The 14,190-nt window shown below is 57.9% G+C and carries 15 protein-coding genes; 10 read left to right on the top strand and 5 right to left on the bottom strand.

What is annotated here, in order from left to right:
* Window positions 1–34 precede the first annotated feature (34 nt).
* The 8 genes from ACFSAG_RS12840 to ACFSAG_RS12805 all read left to right on the top strand — a co-directional run bounded on the left by ACFSAG_RS12840 (window position 35) and on the right by ACFSAG_RS12805 (window position 9,035).
* Complete coding sequence (locus ACFSAG_RS12840) at window positions 35–1,321, top strand: acyl-CoA dehydrogenase family protein (RefSeq protein WP_374612601.1); 1,287 nt, start codon at window positions 35–37, stop codon at window positions 1,319–1,321.
* A complete protein-coding gene (locus ACFSAG_RS12835; protein ID WP_381515496.1) occupies window positions 1,321–2,409 on the top strand; it encodes a Zn-dependent alcohol dehydrogenase in 1,089 nt (362 codons plus the stop codon). The genes ACFSAG_RS12840 and ACFSAG_RS12835 overlap by 1 nt, the downstream gene beginning before the upstream one ends.
* Window positions 2,406–3,485, top strand: coding sequence for a phosphotransferase family protein (locus tag ACFSAG_RS12830; RefSeq protein WP_381515493.1), 1,080 nt, complete (start codon window positions 2,406–2,408; stop codon window positions 3,483–3,485). Before ACFSAG_RS12835 ends, ACFSAG_RS12830 begins: the two co-directional genes overlap by 4 nt.
* Before the next feature lie 113 nt (window positions 3,486–3,598).
* On the top strand, window positions 3,599–4,372 hold the full coding sequence (locus tag ACFSAG_RS12825; RefSeq protein WP_381515491.1) for an SDR family NAD(P)-dependent oxidoreductase: 774 nt from the start codon (window positions 3,599–3,601) through the stop codon (window positions 4,370–4,372).
* A gap of 2 nt (window positions 4,373–4,374) precedes the next feature.
* Complete coding sequence (locus ACFSAG_RS12820) at window positions 4,375–5,178, top strand: SDR family NAD(P)-dependent oxidoreductase (RefSeq protein ID WP_381515488.1); 804 nt, start codon at window positions 4,375–4,377, stop codon at window positions 5,176–5,178.
* A 1-nt stretch (window position 5,179) separates the two neighbouring features.
* On the top strand, window positions 5,180–6,382 hold the full coding sequence (locus tag ACFSAG_RS12815; protein ID WP_381515484.1) for a serine hydrolase domain-containing protein: 1,203 nt from the start codon (window positions 5,180–5,182) through the stop codon (window positions 6,380–6,382).
* A gap of 17 nt (window positions 6,383–6,399) precedes the next feature.
* Entirely contained in the window at window positions 6,400–8,409 is a 2,010-nt protein-coding gene (locus ACFSAG_RS12810) for a 3-hydroxyacyl-CoA dehydrogenase NAD-binding domain-containing protein (protein WP_381515481.1), read from the top strand.
* A 158-nt stretch (window positions 8,410–8,567) separates the two neighbouring features.
* Window positions 8,568–9,035: a CHAP domain-containing protein gene (locus ACFSAG_RS12805; RefSeq protein ID WP_374615297.1), complete on the top strand. Its 468-nt coding sequence runs from the start codon at window positions 8,568–8,570 to the stop codon at window positions 9,033–9,035.
* Here the strand turns inward: ACFSAG_RS12805 and ACFSAG_RS12800 are convergent, their stop codons facing one another.
* Both ACFSAG_RS12800 and ACFSAG_RS12795 read right to left on the bottom strand, forming a co-directional pair.
* Window positions 9,036–10,346: an MFS transporter gene (locus tag ACFSAG_RS12800; protein ID WP_381515477.1), complete on the bottom strand. Its 1,311-nt coding sequence runs from the start codon at window positions 10,344–10,346 to the stop codon at window positions 9,036–9,038.
* Entirely contained in the window at window positions 10,346–10,669 is a 324-nt protein-coding gene (locus tag ACFSAG_RS12795) for an antibiotic biosynthesis monooxygenase family protein (RefSeq protein WP_374615300.1), read from the bottom strand. The genes ACFSAG_RS12800 and ACFSAG_RS12795 overlap by 1 nt, the downstream gene beginning before the upstream one ends.
* Window positions 10,670–10,808: 139 nt before the next feature.
* On the opposite strand from ACFSAG_RS12795, the gene ACFSAG_RS12790 reads away from it, so the two are divergent.
* On the top strand, window positions 10,809–11,435 hold the full coding sequence (locus ACFSAG_RS12790; protein ID WP_381515472.1) for a class I SAM-dependent methyltransferase: 627 nt from the start codon (window positions 10,809–10,811) through the stop codon (window positions 11,433–11,435).
* Here the strand turns inward: ACFSAG_RS12790 and ACFSAG_RS12785 are convergent.
* Complete coding sequence (locus tag ACFSAG_RS12785; protein ID WP_381515469.1) at window positions 11,432–12,640, bottom strand: phospholipase D-like domain-containing protein; 1,209 nt, start codon at window positions 12,638–12,640, stop codon at window positions 11,432–11,434. The genes ACFSAG_RS12790 and ACFSAG_RS12785 overlap by 4 nt on opposite strands.
* Window positions 12,641–12,779: 139 nt before the next feature.
* Between ACFSAG_RS12785 and rpoZ the strand changes: the two genes are divergently transcribed.
* On the top strand, window positions 12,780–13,124 hold the full coding sequence (gene rpoZ, locus ACFSAG_RS12780) for a DNA-directed RNA polymerase subunit omega (protein ID WP_324333639.1): 345 nt from the start codon (window positions 12,780–12,782) through the stop codon (window positions 13,122–13,124).
* Window positions 13,125–13,136: 12 nt separating this feature from the next.
* Here the strand turns inward: rpoZ and ACFSAG_RS12775 are convergent, their stop codons facing one another.
* Together ACFSAG_RS12775 and ACFSAG_RS12770 are read right to left on the bottom strand one after the other, a co-directional pair.
* Window positions 13,137–13,751 (bottom strand): DUF3800 domain-containing protein, encoded by a 615-nt coding sequence (locus ACFSAG_RS12775; protein ID WP_381515464.1) that lies wholly within the window; start codon window positions 13,749–13,751, stop codon window positions 13,137–13,139.
* Window positions 13,752–13,766: 15 nt separating this feature from the next.
* Window positions 13,767–14,153 (bottom strand): hypothetical protein, encoded by a 387-nt coding sequence (locus ACFSAG_RS12770; protein ID WP_381515462.1) that lies wholly within the window; start codon window positions 14,151–14,153, stop codon window positions 13,767–13,769.
* Window positions 14,154–14,190 lie beyond the last annotated feature (37 nt).

Genomic DNA, 14,190 nt, shown 5'->3' with positions numbered 1-14,190 from the left:
AGGTTAACCGGACGATTAAAAGAGGACGACTCGCATGGACTTTACCTTCACCGAACGCGAAACCTATTGGCGCGACCGTATCAAGAACCACATCGATACCTATCTGCGTCCGCGCATCGCCGACTATAAGAAAGAGGATGCCACCGGCGAACGCTGGAAGGTGATCCAGGTCGTCGAGGAAGAAAAGGCGCGTGCCAAGGCTGCCGGCCTTTGGAACCTCTTCATGCCGCCGCAGGGCGCAAATCCGCACCTGGATACCACGATTGAATTTGACGGTCCGCAGCTGACCAACGTCGAATATGCGCTGTGCGCGGAGGAAATGGGCCGTGTCGGCTTTGCTTCCGAAGTGTTCAACTGCTCGGCACCCGACACCGGCAATATGGAAGTCTTCAACCGCTATGGCACTGCAGAGCAGAAGAAGAAGTGGCTGGTGCCGCTGATGAACGGCGAAATCCGTTCAGCCTTCCTGATGACCGAACCTGCTGTCGCATCGTCGGATGCAACCAACATCGAAACCCGCATGGTTCGCGATGGAGATGAATATGTGATCAATGGCCGCAAATGGTGGTCGTCGGGTCTTGGAGATCCGCGTTGCAAGGTCGCGATCGTGATGGGCAAGACCGATACCGGCGCGCAGAAGCACCAGCAGCAGTCGCAAATCATCGTTCCGATGGATGCGCCGGGCGTGAACATCATCCGCCACTTGCCAGTCTTCGGTTATGACGATGCGCCGCATGGCCATATGGAAGTCGAACTTAAGGATGTTCGCGTTCCCGTGGATAATGTCATCCTTGGCGAAGGCCGCGGATTCGAGATCGCGCAGGGTCGCCTCGGGCCCGGCCGTATCCACCACTGCATGCGCACCATCGGCGTTGCGGAAGAAGCGCTGGAAAAAATGTGCAAGCGCCTAACCAGCCGCGTCGCATTCGGCAAGACGATTGCCGAACACAGCGTTTGGCATGAGCGTATTGCCCGCGCGCGTATCGATATCGAAATGACTCGCCTGCTCTGCCTCAAGGCCGCCCATATGATGGATACGGTTGGCAACAAGGCAGCGGCCAACGAGATTGCCATGATCAAGGTGCAGGCACCGAACATGGCGCTCAAGATCATCGATGATGCCATCCAGGCACATGGCGGCGGTGGCGTTTCGGAAGATTTCGGCCTCGCTTCGGCTTGGGCACATCAGCGTACGCTGCGCCTTGCTGACGGTCCGGATGAAGTCCACAACCGTTCGATCGCACGCATGGAACTCGGCAAATATGGCGGTGTCCGTGGCGGCGTTGAACTGTCGAGCGGTAGCCTCGCGGTGACACGCTGATGAAAGCTGCAGTCCTTATCGAACCGGGTAAGCCGCTCGAAATCGAAACCCTGCAAATTTCGAAGCCGGGTCCGCATGAAGTGTTGATCCGCAATGCGGCCTGCGGGCTTTGCCATTCGGATTTGCACTTCATCGAAGGCACCTATCCGCATCCGTTGCCCGCAGTGCCGGGCCACGAAGCGGCGGGTATCGTCGAAGCGGTGGGATCGGAAGTGCGCACGGTAAAGCCGGGTGATGCAGTCATCACCTGCCTTTCGGCTTTCTGCGGGCATTGCGAATTTTGCGTCACGGGACGCATGTCGCTGTGCCTTGGTGCCGATACGCGCCGCGCACCGGATCAGCCGTCACGGCTTTCGCGCCCCGATGGCTCGCCGGTCAACCAGATGCTCAACCTTTCGGCTTTTGCTGAAATGATGCTCATCCACGAACATGCCTGCACCCGCATTGATCCAGAAATGCCGCTGGATCGGGCGGCGGTTATCGGCTGTGCCGTGACGACGGGCGCGGGTACGATCTTCAACGCGTGTAAGGTTACGCCGGGCGAAACCGTGGCCGTTGTCGGTTGTGGCGGCGTTGGTCTCGCGACCATCAACGCGGCAAAGATTGCCGGTGCTGGGCGGATCATCGCTGCAGACCCGATCCCAGAAAAGCGCGAATTGGCAAAGAAACTGGGCGCAACCGATGTGGTTGACGCACTGGCAGACGATGCCGCCGCGCAGATTATCGACCTCACCAATGGCGGCGTTGACCATGCGGTTGAGGCTGTCGGTCGTCCGGCTTCGGGCGAACTGGCGGTCAAATCGCTGCGCCGCGGCGGCACCGCAACGATCCTTGGCATGATGCCGCTACAGCATAGCGTTGGCCTTTCGGCCATGGATCTGCTGTCGGGCAAAAAGCTGCAAGGTGCGATCATGGGTGGCAACCGCTTCCCCGTCGATATGCCGCGCCTTGTCGATTTCTATATGCGTGGCCTGCTCGATCTCGACAGCATCATTGCTGAGCGCATTCCGCTCGAGCAGATCAATGAAGGCTTCGAGAAAATGAAGAAGGGCGATAGCGCGCGGAGCGTTATCGTATTCGATCAATGAGCGATGTTGCTGCGATGAATGCTGAAGAGGCCTTTGTCGGCACGGTCGAACCGGAAGGTGCCGACAAGCTGGATGAGGGGCGCCTGACCGAATGGATGCAGGCCAATGTGGAGGGCTTTAAAGGCCCTCTGCACCTGACAAAGTTCAAGGGCGGGCAATCGAACCCGACCTACAAGATCGAGGCGGAGTCGGGCAATTATGTGCTCCGGCGCAAGCCGTTCGGCCCATTGCTGCCTTCGGCGCATGCGGTCGATCGCGAATATAAGGTGCAGGCTGGCATGTATAAGACCGGGTTCCCGGTCGCGCGCCAATATGGCCTGTGCACCGATGACAGCGTGATTGGCAGCTGGTTCTACGTGATGGGCATGGTCGATGGCCGCACCATCTGGAATGGTGCGATGCCGGGAAGCACGCCTGAGGAACGGCGCGCGGTCTATTTCGAGATGTTCGATGTGTTGGCCAAACTGCACAACACCGACATTGAGGCGGCAGGGCTTTCCGATTTTGGCAAGCCCGGAAACTATTTCGGTCGCCAGGTGGATCGCTGGACGAAGCAATATCGCCTGTCGGAAACCGAAACCATGCCCGGCATGGAAAAGCTGATCGAATGGCTGCCAGCGACATTGCCGGAGCAGACGCGCACCAGCGTGGTGCATGGCGATTTCCGCATCGATAACGCCATTTTTGATCGGGGCAGCCCGAAATGCCTCGCGGTGCTTGATTGGGAACTGTCGACGATTGGCGATCCGCTTGCGGACTTCTCCTATGTCGCCATGGCGTGGGTGACCGAAAACGGAGGTCGTTCAGGCGTCAAGGATATCGACCGCAAGGAATTGGGTATCCCTGAGCTTGAGGAAGTCGTTGAGCGCTATTGCGCGGCGACGGGTCGCGACAGCATTCCAGATCTCAACTGGTATCTCGCTTACAACTTCTTCCGCCTTGCGGGCATCATGCAGGGCATCAAGAAGCGCGTGATCGATGGCACGGCAAGCTCTGCGCATGCGAAAGCGATGTCGGACCGTGTGACCCCGTTGGTCGACAAGGCATTGGAATTTGCCGTGAAAGCAGGGGCTTAAACATGGCGTCGCCCCGGCGAAAGCCGGGGCCGCTAAAAGTTTTCGCTGCGCGCTTTGGGTGAGCCTATCGCAGTACCTGCTTGCGCAGGGACGACTTTTTTGGAGGAGATCATATGTCCCTTTTCGACATGAGCGGGCAGGTTGCCCTCATCACCGGATCATCGCGCGGCATCGGCAAGGCGATTGCCGAAGAAATGGCCGAGCACGGCGCCAAGGTAGTCATTTCCAGCCGCAAGCAGGATGCCTGCGAGGCGGTGGCTTCTGAAATCAATGCCAAATACGGCGCGGGCACGGCGATTGCCGTTGCTGCCAATATTTCGTCGAAGGATGATCTGCAGCATCTGGTCGACGAAACCCGCAAGGCTTTTGGCAAGATCACCGCGCTGGTCTGCAACGCGGCTTCCAATCCCTATTATGGCCCCAGCGCCGGGATTAGCGATGATCAGTTCCGCAAGATCATGGACAATAACATATTGTCGAACCATTGGCTGATCCACATGGTCGCACCCGAAATGCTGGAGCGTGGCGGTGGTTCTATCACCATCGTTTCGTCAGTAGGCGGGCTCAAGGCGTCGACCGTCATCGGAGCCTATTGCATTTCCAAGGCTGCCGACATGCAGATGGCGCGCAACCTCGCCGATGAATTCGGGCCCAAGGGCGTACGCGTCAACTGCATCGCTCCGGGCCTGATCAAGACCGACTTTGCCCGCGCGCTTTGGGAAAATCCCGATACGCTGGAAATTTCGACCCGTCGTTCCTCGCTGCGCCGCATTGGCGAGCCGCATGAAATTGCCGGGGCAGCGGTATTCCTTGCCAGCAAGGCAGGCGGCTTTACCACCGGCCAGACGATCGTGATCGACGGCGGCAACACTATTTCAGGAGGATGAGCATGGGCGCACTCGAAGGCAAAGTCGCAATCATAACAGGCGCCGGTTCGGGCATCGGCCGCGCCTCGGCCAAGCGGTTCGCCGCAGAGGGCGCGAAGCTGGTTATCGGTGACAAGACCGAGGCAGTGTTCGAAACCGCGAAGATGGTCGAGGAAGCTGGCGGCACGGTAACGGCATTGCAGATTGATGCCGGTGTCGAAGCGGATGTCGCGAAACTCGTTGCAACTGCAACTTCGACCTATGGCGGCGTTGATGTTGCTTTTGCCAATGCGGGCATCATCGGTGACATGGGCGGAATTTTCGAAATCGATCCTGCCGCCATGGCCGAAACCTTCCGCGTAAATGTGATTGGTCCCGCGTTGATGGTGAAGCATGCAGGCAAGGCGATGGTCGATCAGGGGCGTGGCGGCTCGATCGTGCTTACCGCGAGCGTGGCGGGACTCAATTCGGGTGCTGGACCATTGACCTATTCGGCGTCGAAGGCTGGCGTTATCAATCTCGCCAAGACGTCCGCACAGCAGCTGACCACTTCGGGTGTCCGCGTAAACGCGATTTGCCCGGGGCTGACCGAAACCGGAATGACCAAGCCTACCTTTGACTATGCGCGTTCGAAGGATGTGATGCACAAGGTGGGGCAGTTGAACCCGCTGAAGCGTGCAGCGCAGCCTGAGGAGCTGGCCAATGTTGCCCTGTTCCTGGCTTCCGATCAGGCGAGCTATGTCAACGGGCAAGCGATTGCGGTCGATGGCGGCCTCACCAGCTCGCATCCCGTCACACGGCAACTCTTGGGGCAGACGGCGCATTGATATGAGCGATAGCAGCACAGCACTCGAACTCGGCTTCCTCCCCGATCGGCTGGCCCGCGTCGGCACACATATCCAGGCCAAATATCTCGACAGCGGGAAGCTGCCGTTCGGCGCGCTCCTGATCGGGCGCGGCGATGAAGTGGCACACACATGGGCGTCGGGCGTCGATCATGATGCCATTTTCCGCATCGCCAGCATGACCAAGCCGATCACCTCGATCGCCTTCATGCAACTGGTCGAGCAAGGAAAAGTTGCGCTCAGCGAGCCGGTGGCGAAATATATTCCCGAATTTGCCGATCTGGGCGTGTTCGTCAGCGGCGGTGGCAATATTCCCTTCGTGTCGCGTCCGCCGACGACGCGGTTGAACATCATCGATGTGCTGCGCCACACCACCGGCTTCACCTACAGCTTTCAGGAACGCACGCCCATCGATGCGGCCTATCGCAAGACCGAGCTTGAGCACTGGATGAAGAATGACAGCCAGAGCTTCATCAACCACCTGTCGCAAATCCCGCTCGAATTCGATCCGGGCACCTGCTGGAACTATTCGGTTTCGACCGACGTACTGGGCATATTGGTAGAGCGCATTTCGGGCCAATCGCTCGGCGATTATTTCCGCGAACATATTTTCGAACCGCTCGGCATGAAGGATACCGGCTTCAAGGTTGCTGCGGATCAGGCGCATCGTATCCCGCCATGCTACGCCTTCCACCCCAAAGACAAGATGGTGCAGACTGACAAGGCCGGCGCCGAAAGCCTGTGGGCGCAGGGATGGAAATTTGAATCAGGCGGGGGCGGCCTTGCCTCGACCATCCATGATTATCACCGCTTCTGCCGGATGCTGCTCAACGGCGGCGCTCTCGATGGCGTCCAGATTATCAGCCCCAAGACGCTTGAGCTGATGACTGCCAACCATTTGCCCGGTGGTGGCGACCTGACCCAGCATTCGAAATCGCTGTTCAGCGAGGCCGAAAATGCCGGTATCGGTTTCGGCCTAGGTTTTGCCTGCAATATTGATCCTGCGGCGACGATGCTCGCTGGATCAAAAGGCGAATTCTATTGGGGCGGCATGTATTCGACCGCTTTCCTGATCGACCCGGTCGAGGATCTGATCATGGTTTTCATGACCCAACTCGCGCCCTCGTCGACCTATCCGATCCGGCGTGAAATTCGCACAATGATGTATGCGGCGCTTGCCGCCTGACTAACTGGAGACAGTATATGCAATCCGTAACCACCTCGCAGGACGGTGAAATTCTCGTCCTTTCGGTCAACAATCCCCCGGTCAACGCGTTGAGCTGGCATGTGCGTCAGGGCATTTCAGACGGTATCGAACAGGGGCTGAAGGACGATAGCGTAAAGGCTATCGTCATCCGCTGCGAAGGGCAGACCTTCATCGCCGGTGCCGACATCACCGAATTTGGCAAGCCGCCACAAGGCCCGGATTTCAATGCCGTGCTCAACACCATCGAAACCGCGACCAAGCCCGTCATTGCCGCGATCCACGGTACTGCGCTTGGCGGTGGTCTCGAAACCACCCTCGTTTGCCATTATCGCATCGCGGTACCCTCGGCGATGTTGGGTGTGCCCGAAGTCAAGCTTGGCCTGCTTCCCGGTGCGGGCGGCACACAGCGCTTGCCGCGTCTTGTCGGCATCGAACAGGCTGCAGTGATGACCTCGCTGGGCGAACCGATCTCAGCACAAAAGGCGCTCGACACTGGCCTCATCGACAAACTGGCGGGTGAAGACAGCTTGGCCGCTGACGCCGTCGCTTTCGCCCGCGAATGCGTGGCGAAGGGTCCACGCCACACCCGCGACCTGCCGGTCAAGGGTGACACGTCAATCATCGCCAAGCTGGAAGCGGAAAATGCGCGCAAGTGGAAAGGCTTTGACGCGCCTTATGCGAACCTGCGCTGCGTCGCCGCTGCTGCTGAAAACCCCAATATCGAAGACGGCCTGAAATTCGAACGCGCCGAATTCGTCAAGCTTATGTCGGGCAGCCAGTCTGCAGCGCAACGGTATATGTTCTTTGCCGAACGCCAGGCAGCCAAGATTGATGGCCTACCCAAGGATACCAAGCTGCGCGACATCAAGAAGGTTGGCGTGATTGGTGCGGGCACCATGGGTGGCGGCATCACGATGAACTTCCTGCAAAAGGGTATCCCGGTCACTATCGTCGAAATGGTGCAGGAAAACCTTGATCGCGGCGTTGGTGTGATCCGCAAAAATTACGAAGCGTCGGCTGCCAAGGGGCGGTACACCAGCGAACAGGTTGAAAAGATGATGGGTCTGTTGACGCCCTCGCTCAATCTTGAAGACCTGGCGGATTGCGATCTCGTCATCGAGGCAGTCTATGAAAGCATGGACGTCAAGAAAGAGGTCTTTGGAAAGCTCGACAAGATTTGTAAGCAAGGCGCGATCCTTGCGTCGAACACCAGCTATCTCGATGTGAACGAGATCGCTGCGTCAACGTCGCGTCCGCAGGACGTGCTCGGCATGCACTTCTTCTCGCCCGCCAATGTGATGAAGCTGCTTGAAGTCGTGCGCGGTGACAAGACCGCAGATGATGTGTTGGCGACCGCGATGGCGATCGGCAAGAAGATCGGCAAGATCGCTGTGGTCGCAGGCGTTTGCCATGGCTTCATCGGTAACCGCATGCTCAGCCAGCGGCAGATACCGGCCAATGCCTTGCTGATGGAAGGCGCGTCGCCCGAACAGATCGACAATGTCTTTACCGATTTCGGTTTCCCGATGGGGCCGTTCCAGATGGCCGACTTGGCGGGGATGGATATTGGCTGGCACCGCGATACCTCGCTTGAGCCAACCAATGTGCGTGAAGCCATGTGCCTCGCTGGTCGCTTCGGGCAAAAGAACGGCAAGGGCTTCTACGATTATGACGAGAAGCGTAACCGTACGCCCAGTCCGGAAGCGCTCGCCATCATCGAAGATTTCCGCAGTCGTTCGAACATGCAAAAGCGTGAAATTAGCGATCAGGAAATCATCGAGCGCTGCCTGTATCCGATGGTCAATGAGGGCTATCTGATCCTAGAAGAAGGCAAGGCGCAACGCGCATCCGATATCGATGTCGTCTGGATCTATGGCTATGGCTGGCCGGTCTATCGTGGCGGTCCGATGTTCTGGGGTGACCTTGAAGGCGCGAAGAAGATCGTCGAATCGCTTGAACGCCAAGGCGTGAAGGTTGCTGAATCCCTGAAGGCAAAAGCTGCCTGATCTTATGCTGTCGCCGGTGAGTTGAGGCTTACCGGCGACAGGCTGAAGATGAACAACGGTTCATCTCGCGACTCCTGCGAGTCGCCGACTAGATATTGTGGTAACACCCCGGCTCAGCCATCAGACTGGCACAAGATAAAGGTCTGGGGTCGCTTTCCATGTTCCGCAAGAAAATTGTCGCCGCACTTGGCGCACTTGCCCTTCTGATACCCGCGCAGGCCATGGCTCTGCAGTGCGCCCCCTTTGCGCGCGACATTTCTGGCATCGAAATTTTCGGCAATGCCGGCACATGGTGGGCGCAGGCAGCGGGCAAATATGCACGCGGTAACGAGCCCAAGGTTGGCGCTGTGATGGCATTCAAGCCTACCCGTTCGATGCCGGTGGGTCATGTCGGCATGGTCAGCAAGATCGTTTCGGATCGCGAAGTTCTGATCGATCATGCAAACTGGTCGACGATCAATGGTCGCCGCGGCCATATCGAACGCGGCGCGCGTGTCATCGATGTCTCGGCTGCAGGCGACTGGAGCGAAGTGCGCGTGTGGTATGCGCCGGTCAAAGGCCTCGGCACCTCCAGCTATCCACTGTTTGGCTTCATCTATAACGAAGCGGCAGACGCAGAAGCCTGATCAGTTCTCGAGCGGTTGCGGCGCATCGTCCAACACCCGCCGACCCCATATGATTAGATAAAGCAGCGCCGCACTCATCAGGATGAAGGTCGCGGGTTCCCACCAGTTGAACAGCGCGACGCCAATCGCAGGCGTGAAGATATAGGCGGAACCGCTAAGTGAGGCGATTTTGCCTGCCACATCACCTTGCTCAAACCTACGCACCGCGAGCGAAGCGCCCGTAGTGAAGCCCGGGCGGTACAATCCAAAGCCCAAGGATGCGAGTGCAAAGCCCAGTGTGATGCCATAGAAATCGTAACTGACGCCAACCAGCACGATTCCCAAAAGGGCAAGGAATGCCCCCCACAAGACCGATGCGCGGGGTCCAATGGACAGAATTGGTATAAGTCCCCATTGCGCGAGCAGCGTCGCCATCGCGCCCACGAACATGACCGAGCCGGTGGCCTCGACCGTTTCCTTGGGCAGATCGTGCAGGCCCAGCCGATCGCGGATCAGGAAGCCGACGACGCCGAGCATAATGGCCTGCGCATGTCCACCGATCAGCCCTGCCATCAACCAGCTTGCAAATCGTTCGTCGCGCCAGCGCAGTCGCACTTCTTCGCGTGGAAGGGCGTTGTCTTCTTCAACTCCTTCCTCGACCTCGGGCCTATTGACCGACGCTGCCGACGGATAGGATGTCACCACGCCCCGCGCAGCGAAACGGGGTGTGTCATTGGGCAGGCGGAGCTTGAGAGCGATCAGCACCAGCACACCAAAGCTTGCAAACACGACCAATGGCCCCGCTAGCCCGAATGGTTCAAAGATCAGGAAATGGGCAAGGGCAGGGCCGATCACTGTGCCCAGCCCGAACGATGATGCCAGCAGCGAAAGTGCCTTGGCGCGTTCCTCGCGCTCGGTGCGCGCCGCGATATAGGCTTGCACTGCTGGCGGTGCCGCCGAACCGAAACCACCGTAAAGACTGCGGAAAATGGCAAAGACGATGAAGGTCACCGCGGGCGCAATATAGCCTTCCAGGCCAAGCCACAGCACTAAGCCGCACAAGCCCATCGATGCGGCAAAGCCGATCACACCCACCGTCATCAGCAATTTTCGCCCGCGCTTGTCGGATTGGCGGGCCCATTTGGGGGCGGTCAATACCCACAGCAAAGCCGACCAGCTAAAGGCTAGGCTCACCCAAACATCTGCGATTTTCAGCTGGCTTGCTATTGCGGGCAGCGCGGATTGCATCGCGGTGTTGCCAGCTGCGGCGACTAGCATGACGAGGAACAGGATCGTCACCCGATCCGCAGGAATGGCGTTGCCTTTGCCCATCAGCTTTTTACCCAATCATAGCTGCGCGTGACGCTGGCGACATGCAGGTCGTACCACCGGTACCACCGACCGCGTCCGGCATCGCGGATGGCGGCATGCTCTGCATTGTCGCGCCATGCTTTGGCAGAGGTATCATCTGCCCAATAGCTGACAGTGATTCCGATACGGTCATCGCCGCGCGCTGAATCCACGCCTAGATATCCGGGTTGCTGCTTGGCCAGCGCCACCATAGCGTCCGCCGCTTCGCCATACCCCTCGTCATCCTCCAATGTTCGTTCGGAAACGAAGATCACGGCGACCGTAGAGGACGGGTAAGTGGACATATATTCCCAATGTAACGACTTTAACTATAGGGCAAGCGTGCAACATCTTTTCGTCGACTTTTTTGCTTAATCGGGTTGCATCGCAGGCGCGCATTTGCGACTGCAGGTACATGGTGTATTATAACGCTAAGGCGGATTGATGAGCGATAGTTCGATTGCCCTCGCTTCCAGATTCGAACGCATCAGGGATCAGGTGAAAAGATTCCTCGGCCCTTGGGGTGTATTCTTCAAAGGCTTTCTGAAGCATCCCGTAATGGTCGGCTCGATCATTCCTTCGTCCCGCTGGACAGTCCAGAAAATGTTAGGCCCGGTGAAGTGGGATGAATGCAAATTGTTCGTCGAATATGGCCCGGGTGTCGGCACATTCTGCCAGCCGGTGCTCGATCGGATGCGCAAGGATGCAACGCTGCTGGTGATCGATACCAACCCCGATTTCATTGATTTCCTGCGCAAGCATTTCCGCGACAGCCGTTTCATCGCGGTGCATGGCTCGGCCGCCGATGTGAACGAAATCATCCGCGAATTTGGTTTCGAATATGCCGACTATATCCTGTCCGGCTTGCCGTTTTCGACCTTACCCGGCGACCTGGGGCCAAGGATTGCTGAGGAAACCGGCAAGGCAATCCGCCCGGGCGGTGCCTTCCTTGTATACCAGTTTCGCGCGCGCGCGCGCGATTTCATGGCCCCGTATTTCCAGCGGATTGATAGCGGCTATGAATTCTGGAACATCCTGCCCTGTTACCTGTTCTGGGGCTGGAAGGCTTAAGCTTTCGTTCCGGGCAGTCGCTTGCGCAATCCTTGCGTGATACGCGACGAAATCCGTCGGCCGATATTATAGTCGACGCTGTTCACCAGCAAATAGGCCAGCGACCAGCGGAGCCGGTTAAACCATGATAGACGGCTGCGGTGCATCTCTGTGGTTTGCGGATCACTTTGTCGCGCAAGGCTATCGGCCAGTTCGCGCAGGTGGTCGGCGACCGCTGCATCCTTGATGCGCAGCATCAGTTCCTTGTTGATGAACAGGCTTCGAATATCGAGGTTGGCCGAGCCGATATAGGCTGCATCGTCGATAACGAGCAATTTGGTGTGCAATAGGCGTGGGCGATATTCGCAAATCCTCACTTTGCGCTTCAGCAGATAGCCATAAAGGATGCGAGCTGCACCGATGGTTGCGCCATTGTCGGTCTTTCCCGCCAATACCAGACGCACAGCTCCCCCAGTTCTTGCAGCTTTGGACAAGCGACGCAGGATCGATTGGGTGGGTGAGAAGTAAGCCGCAACAATATCAATCAACCGCGCATTTTGCAGGTCTCGCTTCAGCGATAACGCCCATGGTGAAAGATGGTTGGTTGGCCCACCCACCAGCCATTGCAAAGCGCCATCGCCCGGCTGCCATTCCTTGATCAATCGCCGCAACGCGAGCAGGCGGACCCCGCCATCGGCCGACAATTCGATAAGTTCCGAAATATAGGCTTCTATCCGCGCAACATCTGGGCCTGCAACTAGCAGACCCAGATCCTCCCAGCTTTGGTCGCCGCGGCGGTCAAAATATTGATCGGTGATGTTATAGCCGCCAACAAGGGCATGCTGTTTATCGACGATCAAAATCTTCTGATGGTTGCGAATGAAGTAGGAAAGCCTCCAGCGAGAGCTGAAGAAATGGTAACGTCCGCCTGCGTCGGCCAAGGGCTGGAAAAAGGATGCGGGGACGCGCGCCGAACCAAAACTGTCGACGAGAAGCGCCACCTTTACCCCGCGCATTGCCGCCGCAACCAATGCATTGCGGACCTCGGTACCGCTGGTATCGTTTTCGAACATATACATGCTCAGCGCGATACACTGGCGTGCGCCGTTGATGAGGTCGAGCATCGCCCGCAAGCGAACATCCGGCGCGTGCAGGATGTGGAGCCTGTGGCCCGCGACATTGAACCTTTTCCCAGGCAGTCGCAGCTGGTCTTCTGCATCCTCCATATATGCGAGATAGGGTGGCGCGCGCGAAGGTGCAACCTGCGAAGCCGCTACTGCCCGGGCCGCTTTTCGTTGACAAATTGGCGGTCAACCCGTAATTGCCCACGACTTTCCAAACATCCAAAGTGATTCAGGAGCCGACATGGCGCGCGTAACCGTTGAAGATTGCATCGATAAGGTCCCGAACCGTTTCGATCTCGTATTGCTCGCAGCAGAGCGTGCGCGTGAGATTTCGGGCGGTGCCGAACTGACGATTGATCGCGATCGCGACAAAAATCCTGTCGTTGCCCTGCGCGAAATCGCTGAAGAAACCGTTCGCCCGGAACATCTGAAGGAAGGCCTGACGCAGTCATTGCAGAAGGTTCAGGTCGACGAAGACGAAGAGGTTGATGACATCGGTTCGCTGGCGAAGTCGGCAGAGGCGCTTCGCCTTACCGCAGCTGCGCCTGCCCGCAGCGCCGGCGTTGCCCGCGACTACGACCGTTAATCGCTCTCCGAATTAGCTTGTGGCGGCATTCTTGCCGCCAAGCACCCGCATCTTGATCTGACCGCTTTCCAGCAAGGGCGCAGCTATGGCTGCGATCCGCCCTTGCCGTTCGGTCACCAGCGCGCGGTTGTAGAATGTGTTCGCGATAACATCTGCGATTTGCAGGCCAGCCAATCGATGGCTGTGCTCCAATTGCGTGGTGCCGCATGGACCAACTAGTTTCGCAATATCGGCGCGTATCGCATTCAAGGTTTCGGGTCCGTAACGTCCATCGTCGATGATCACGCTATCGCACCCGGGAATTTCGGGTAGCATCGCGGTCACAACATCTTCCAGCAGAGCGGCATAGACTTGCATGTCGTGGTCGCCCCGGTCGGCATTCTTTTCAGGAACCAAGGCCGATATCGCGATGCCAATTGTGATAGACGAAACGCTGTCCTTGATCAGTTCGAACAGCAAAGCGCGTTCGGCCAGATCAATCCGGCTGCCTTTCACTTCGCCATGATAGCCGGTCACAGTCCGGAACCGCGCCAGCAATGCCTCCGCTACGCTTTCGTCTATATCGATCGCGGCAAGGGTCATCACCCCGCGGCCGACACCCCCCGATTCATCGCAATAAATGGCCATCACACGTTCATCTGCTCAAGGGCAGGGGTAACGTTTTTTCATCACATCGAACATGGCGGTGGTGATCGTTGTTTTGGGCCGTACTGCGGCTGGATAGCTGCGCAAGTGCGATAAGAAGGCGTTCGAATCCATCTTTGCCTTGCTCGGCGGGCAACTGTGCGGTTCGCGTCCAGCTTTCCTGTCTGCTTCGATTTTCGCTTTATACTCTGCGCCCGCAGCCTGCGCTTCGCCATAAAGCAATTTGATGTCAGGCGATCCGATGGCGCCAAGACCCTTGGCTTTCAATGAATCGGCTTTGGCAAGGAAAGTGGCGACGCTCATATCGCCCGATGCCCAGGCAGGGGTCACTGTGACGGCAGATACCGTTAGTCCAAGAACCAAAAGCGATTTGCGCAATGCCATTACTTACTCTCCTGCCACTCCAGTGGCGGGAGAGTAA

The sequence above is a fragment of the Sphingorhabdus buctiana genome, assembly GCF_042680825.1.
GTDB classification, from domain to species: domain Bacteria; phylum Pseudomonadota; class Alphaproteobacteria; order Sphingomonadales; family Sphingomonadaceae; genus Sphingorhabdus_B; species Sphingorhabdus_B buctiana.
The sequence above is the reverse complement of the archived record's forward strand: the minus strand, read 5'-3'. Positions and strand labels throughout refer to the sequence as shown.

Excerpts from the sequence above, each read along its gene's own strand:
- ACFSAG_RS12835 (WP_381515496.1), top strand. The coding sequence starts at position 1,321 with ATGAAAGCTGCAGTCCTTATCGAACCGGGTAAGCCGCTCGAAATCGAA.
- ACFSAG_RS12805 (WP_374615297.1), top strand. The coding sequence starts at position 8,568 with ATGTTCCGCAAGAAAATTGTCGCCGCACTTGGCGCACTTGCCCTTCTG.
- ACFSAG_RS12800 (WP_381515477.1), bottom strand. The coding sequence starts at position 10,346 with ATGGGCAAAGGCAACGCCATTCCTGCGGATCGGGTGACGATCCTGTTC.
- ACFSAG_RS12810 (WP_381515481.1), top strand. The coding sequence starts at position 6,400 with ATGCAATCCGTAACCACCTCGCAGGACGGTGAAATTCTCGTCCTTTCG.
- ACFSAG_RS12840 (WP_374612601.1), top strand. The coding sequence starts at position 35 with ATGGACTTTACCTTCACCGAACGCGAAACCTATTGGCGCGACCGTATC.
- ACFSAG_RS12820 (WP_381515488.1), top strand. The coding sequence starts at position 4,375 with ATGGGCGCACTCGAAGGCAAAGTCGCAATCATAACAGGCGCCGGTTCG.
- ACFSAG_RS12795 (WP_374615300.1), bottom strand. The coding sequence starts at position 10,669 with ATGTCCACTTACCCGTCCTCTACGGTCGCCGTGATCTTCGTTTCCGAA.
- ACFSAG_RS12790 (WP_381515472.1), top strand. The coding sequence starts at position 10,809 with ATGAGCGATAGTTCGATTGCCCTCGCTTCCAGATTCGAACGCATCAGG.
- ACFSAG_RS12785 (WP_381515469.1), bottom strand. The coding sequence starts at position 12,640 with ATGGAGGATGCAGAAGACCAGCTGCGACTGCCTGGGAAAAGGTTCAAT.
- ACFSAG_RS12825 (WP_381515491.1), top strand. The coding sequence starts at position 3,599 with ATGTCCCTTTTCGACATGAGCGGGCAGGTTGCCCTCATCACCGGATCA.
- rpoZ (WP_324333639.1), top strand. The coding sequence starts at position 12,780 with ATGGCGCGCGTAACCGTTGAAGATTGCATCGATAAGGTCCCGAACCGT.
- ACFSAG_RS12815 (WP_381515484.1), top strand. The coding sequence starts at position 5,180 with ATGAGCGATAGCAGCACAGCACTCGAACTCGGCTTCCTCCCCGATCGG.
- ACFSAG_RS12830 (WP_381515493.1), top strand. The coding sequence starts at position 2,406 with ATGAGCGATGTTGCTGCGATGAATGCTGAAGAGGCCTTTGTCGGCACG.
- ACFSAG_RS12770 (WP_381515462.1), bottom strand. The coding sequence starts at position 14,153 with ATGGCATTGCGCAAATCGCTTTTGGTTCTTGGACTAACGGTATCTGCC.
- ACFSAG_RS12775 (WP_381515464.1), bottom strand. The coding sequence starts at position 13,751 with ATGGCCATTTATTGCGATGAATCGGGGGGTGTCGGCCGCGGGGTGATG.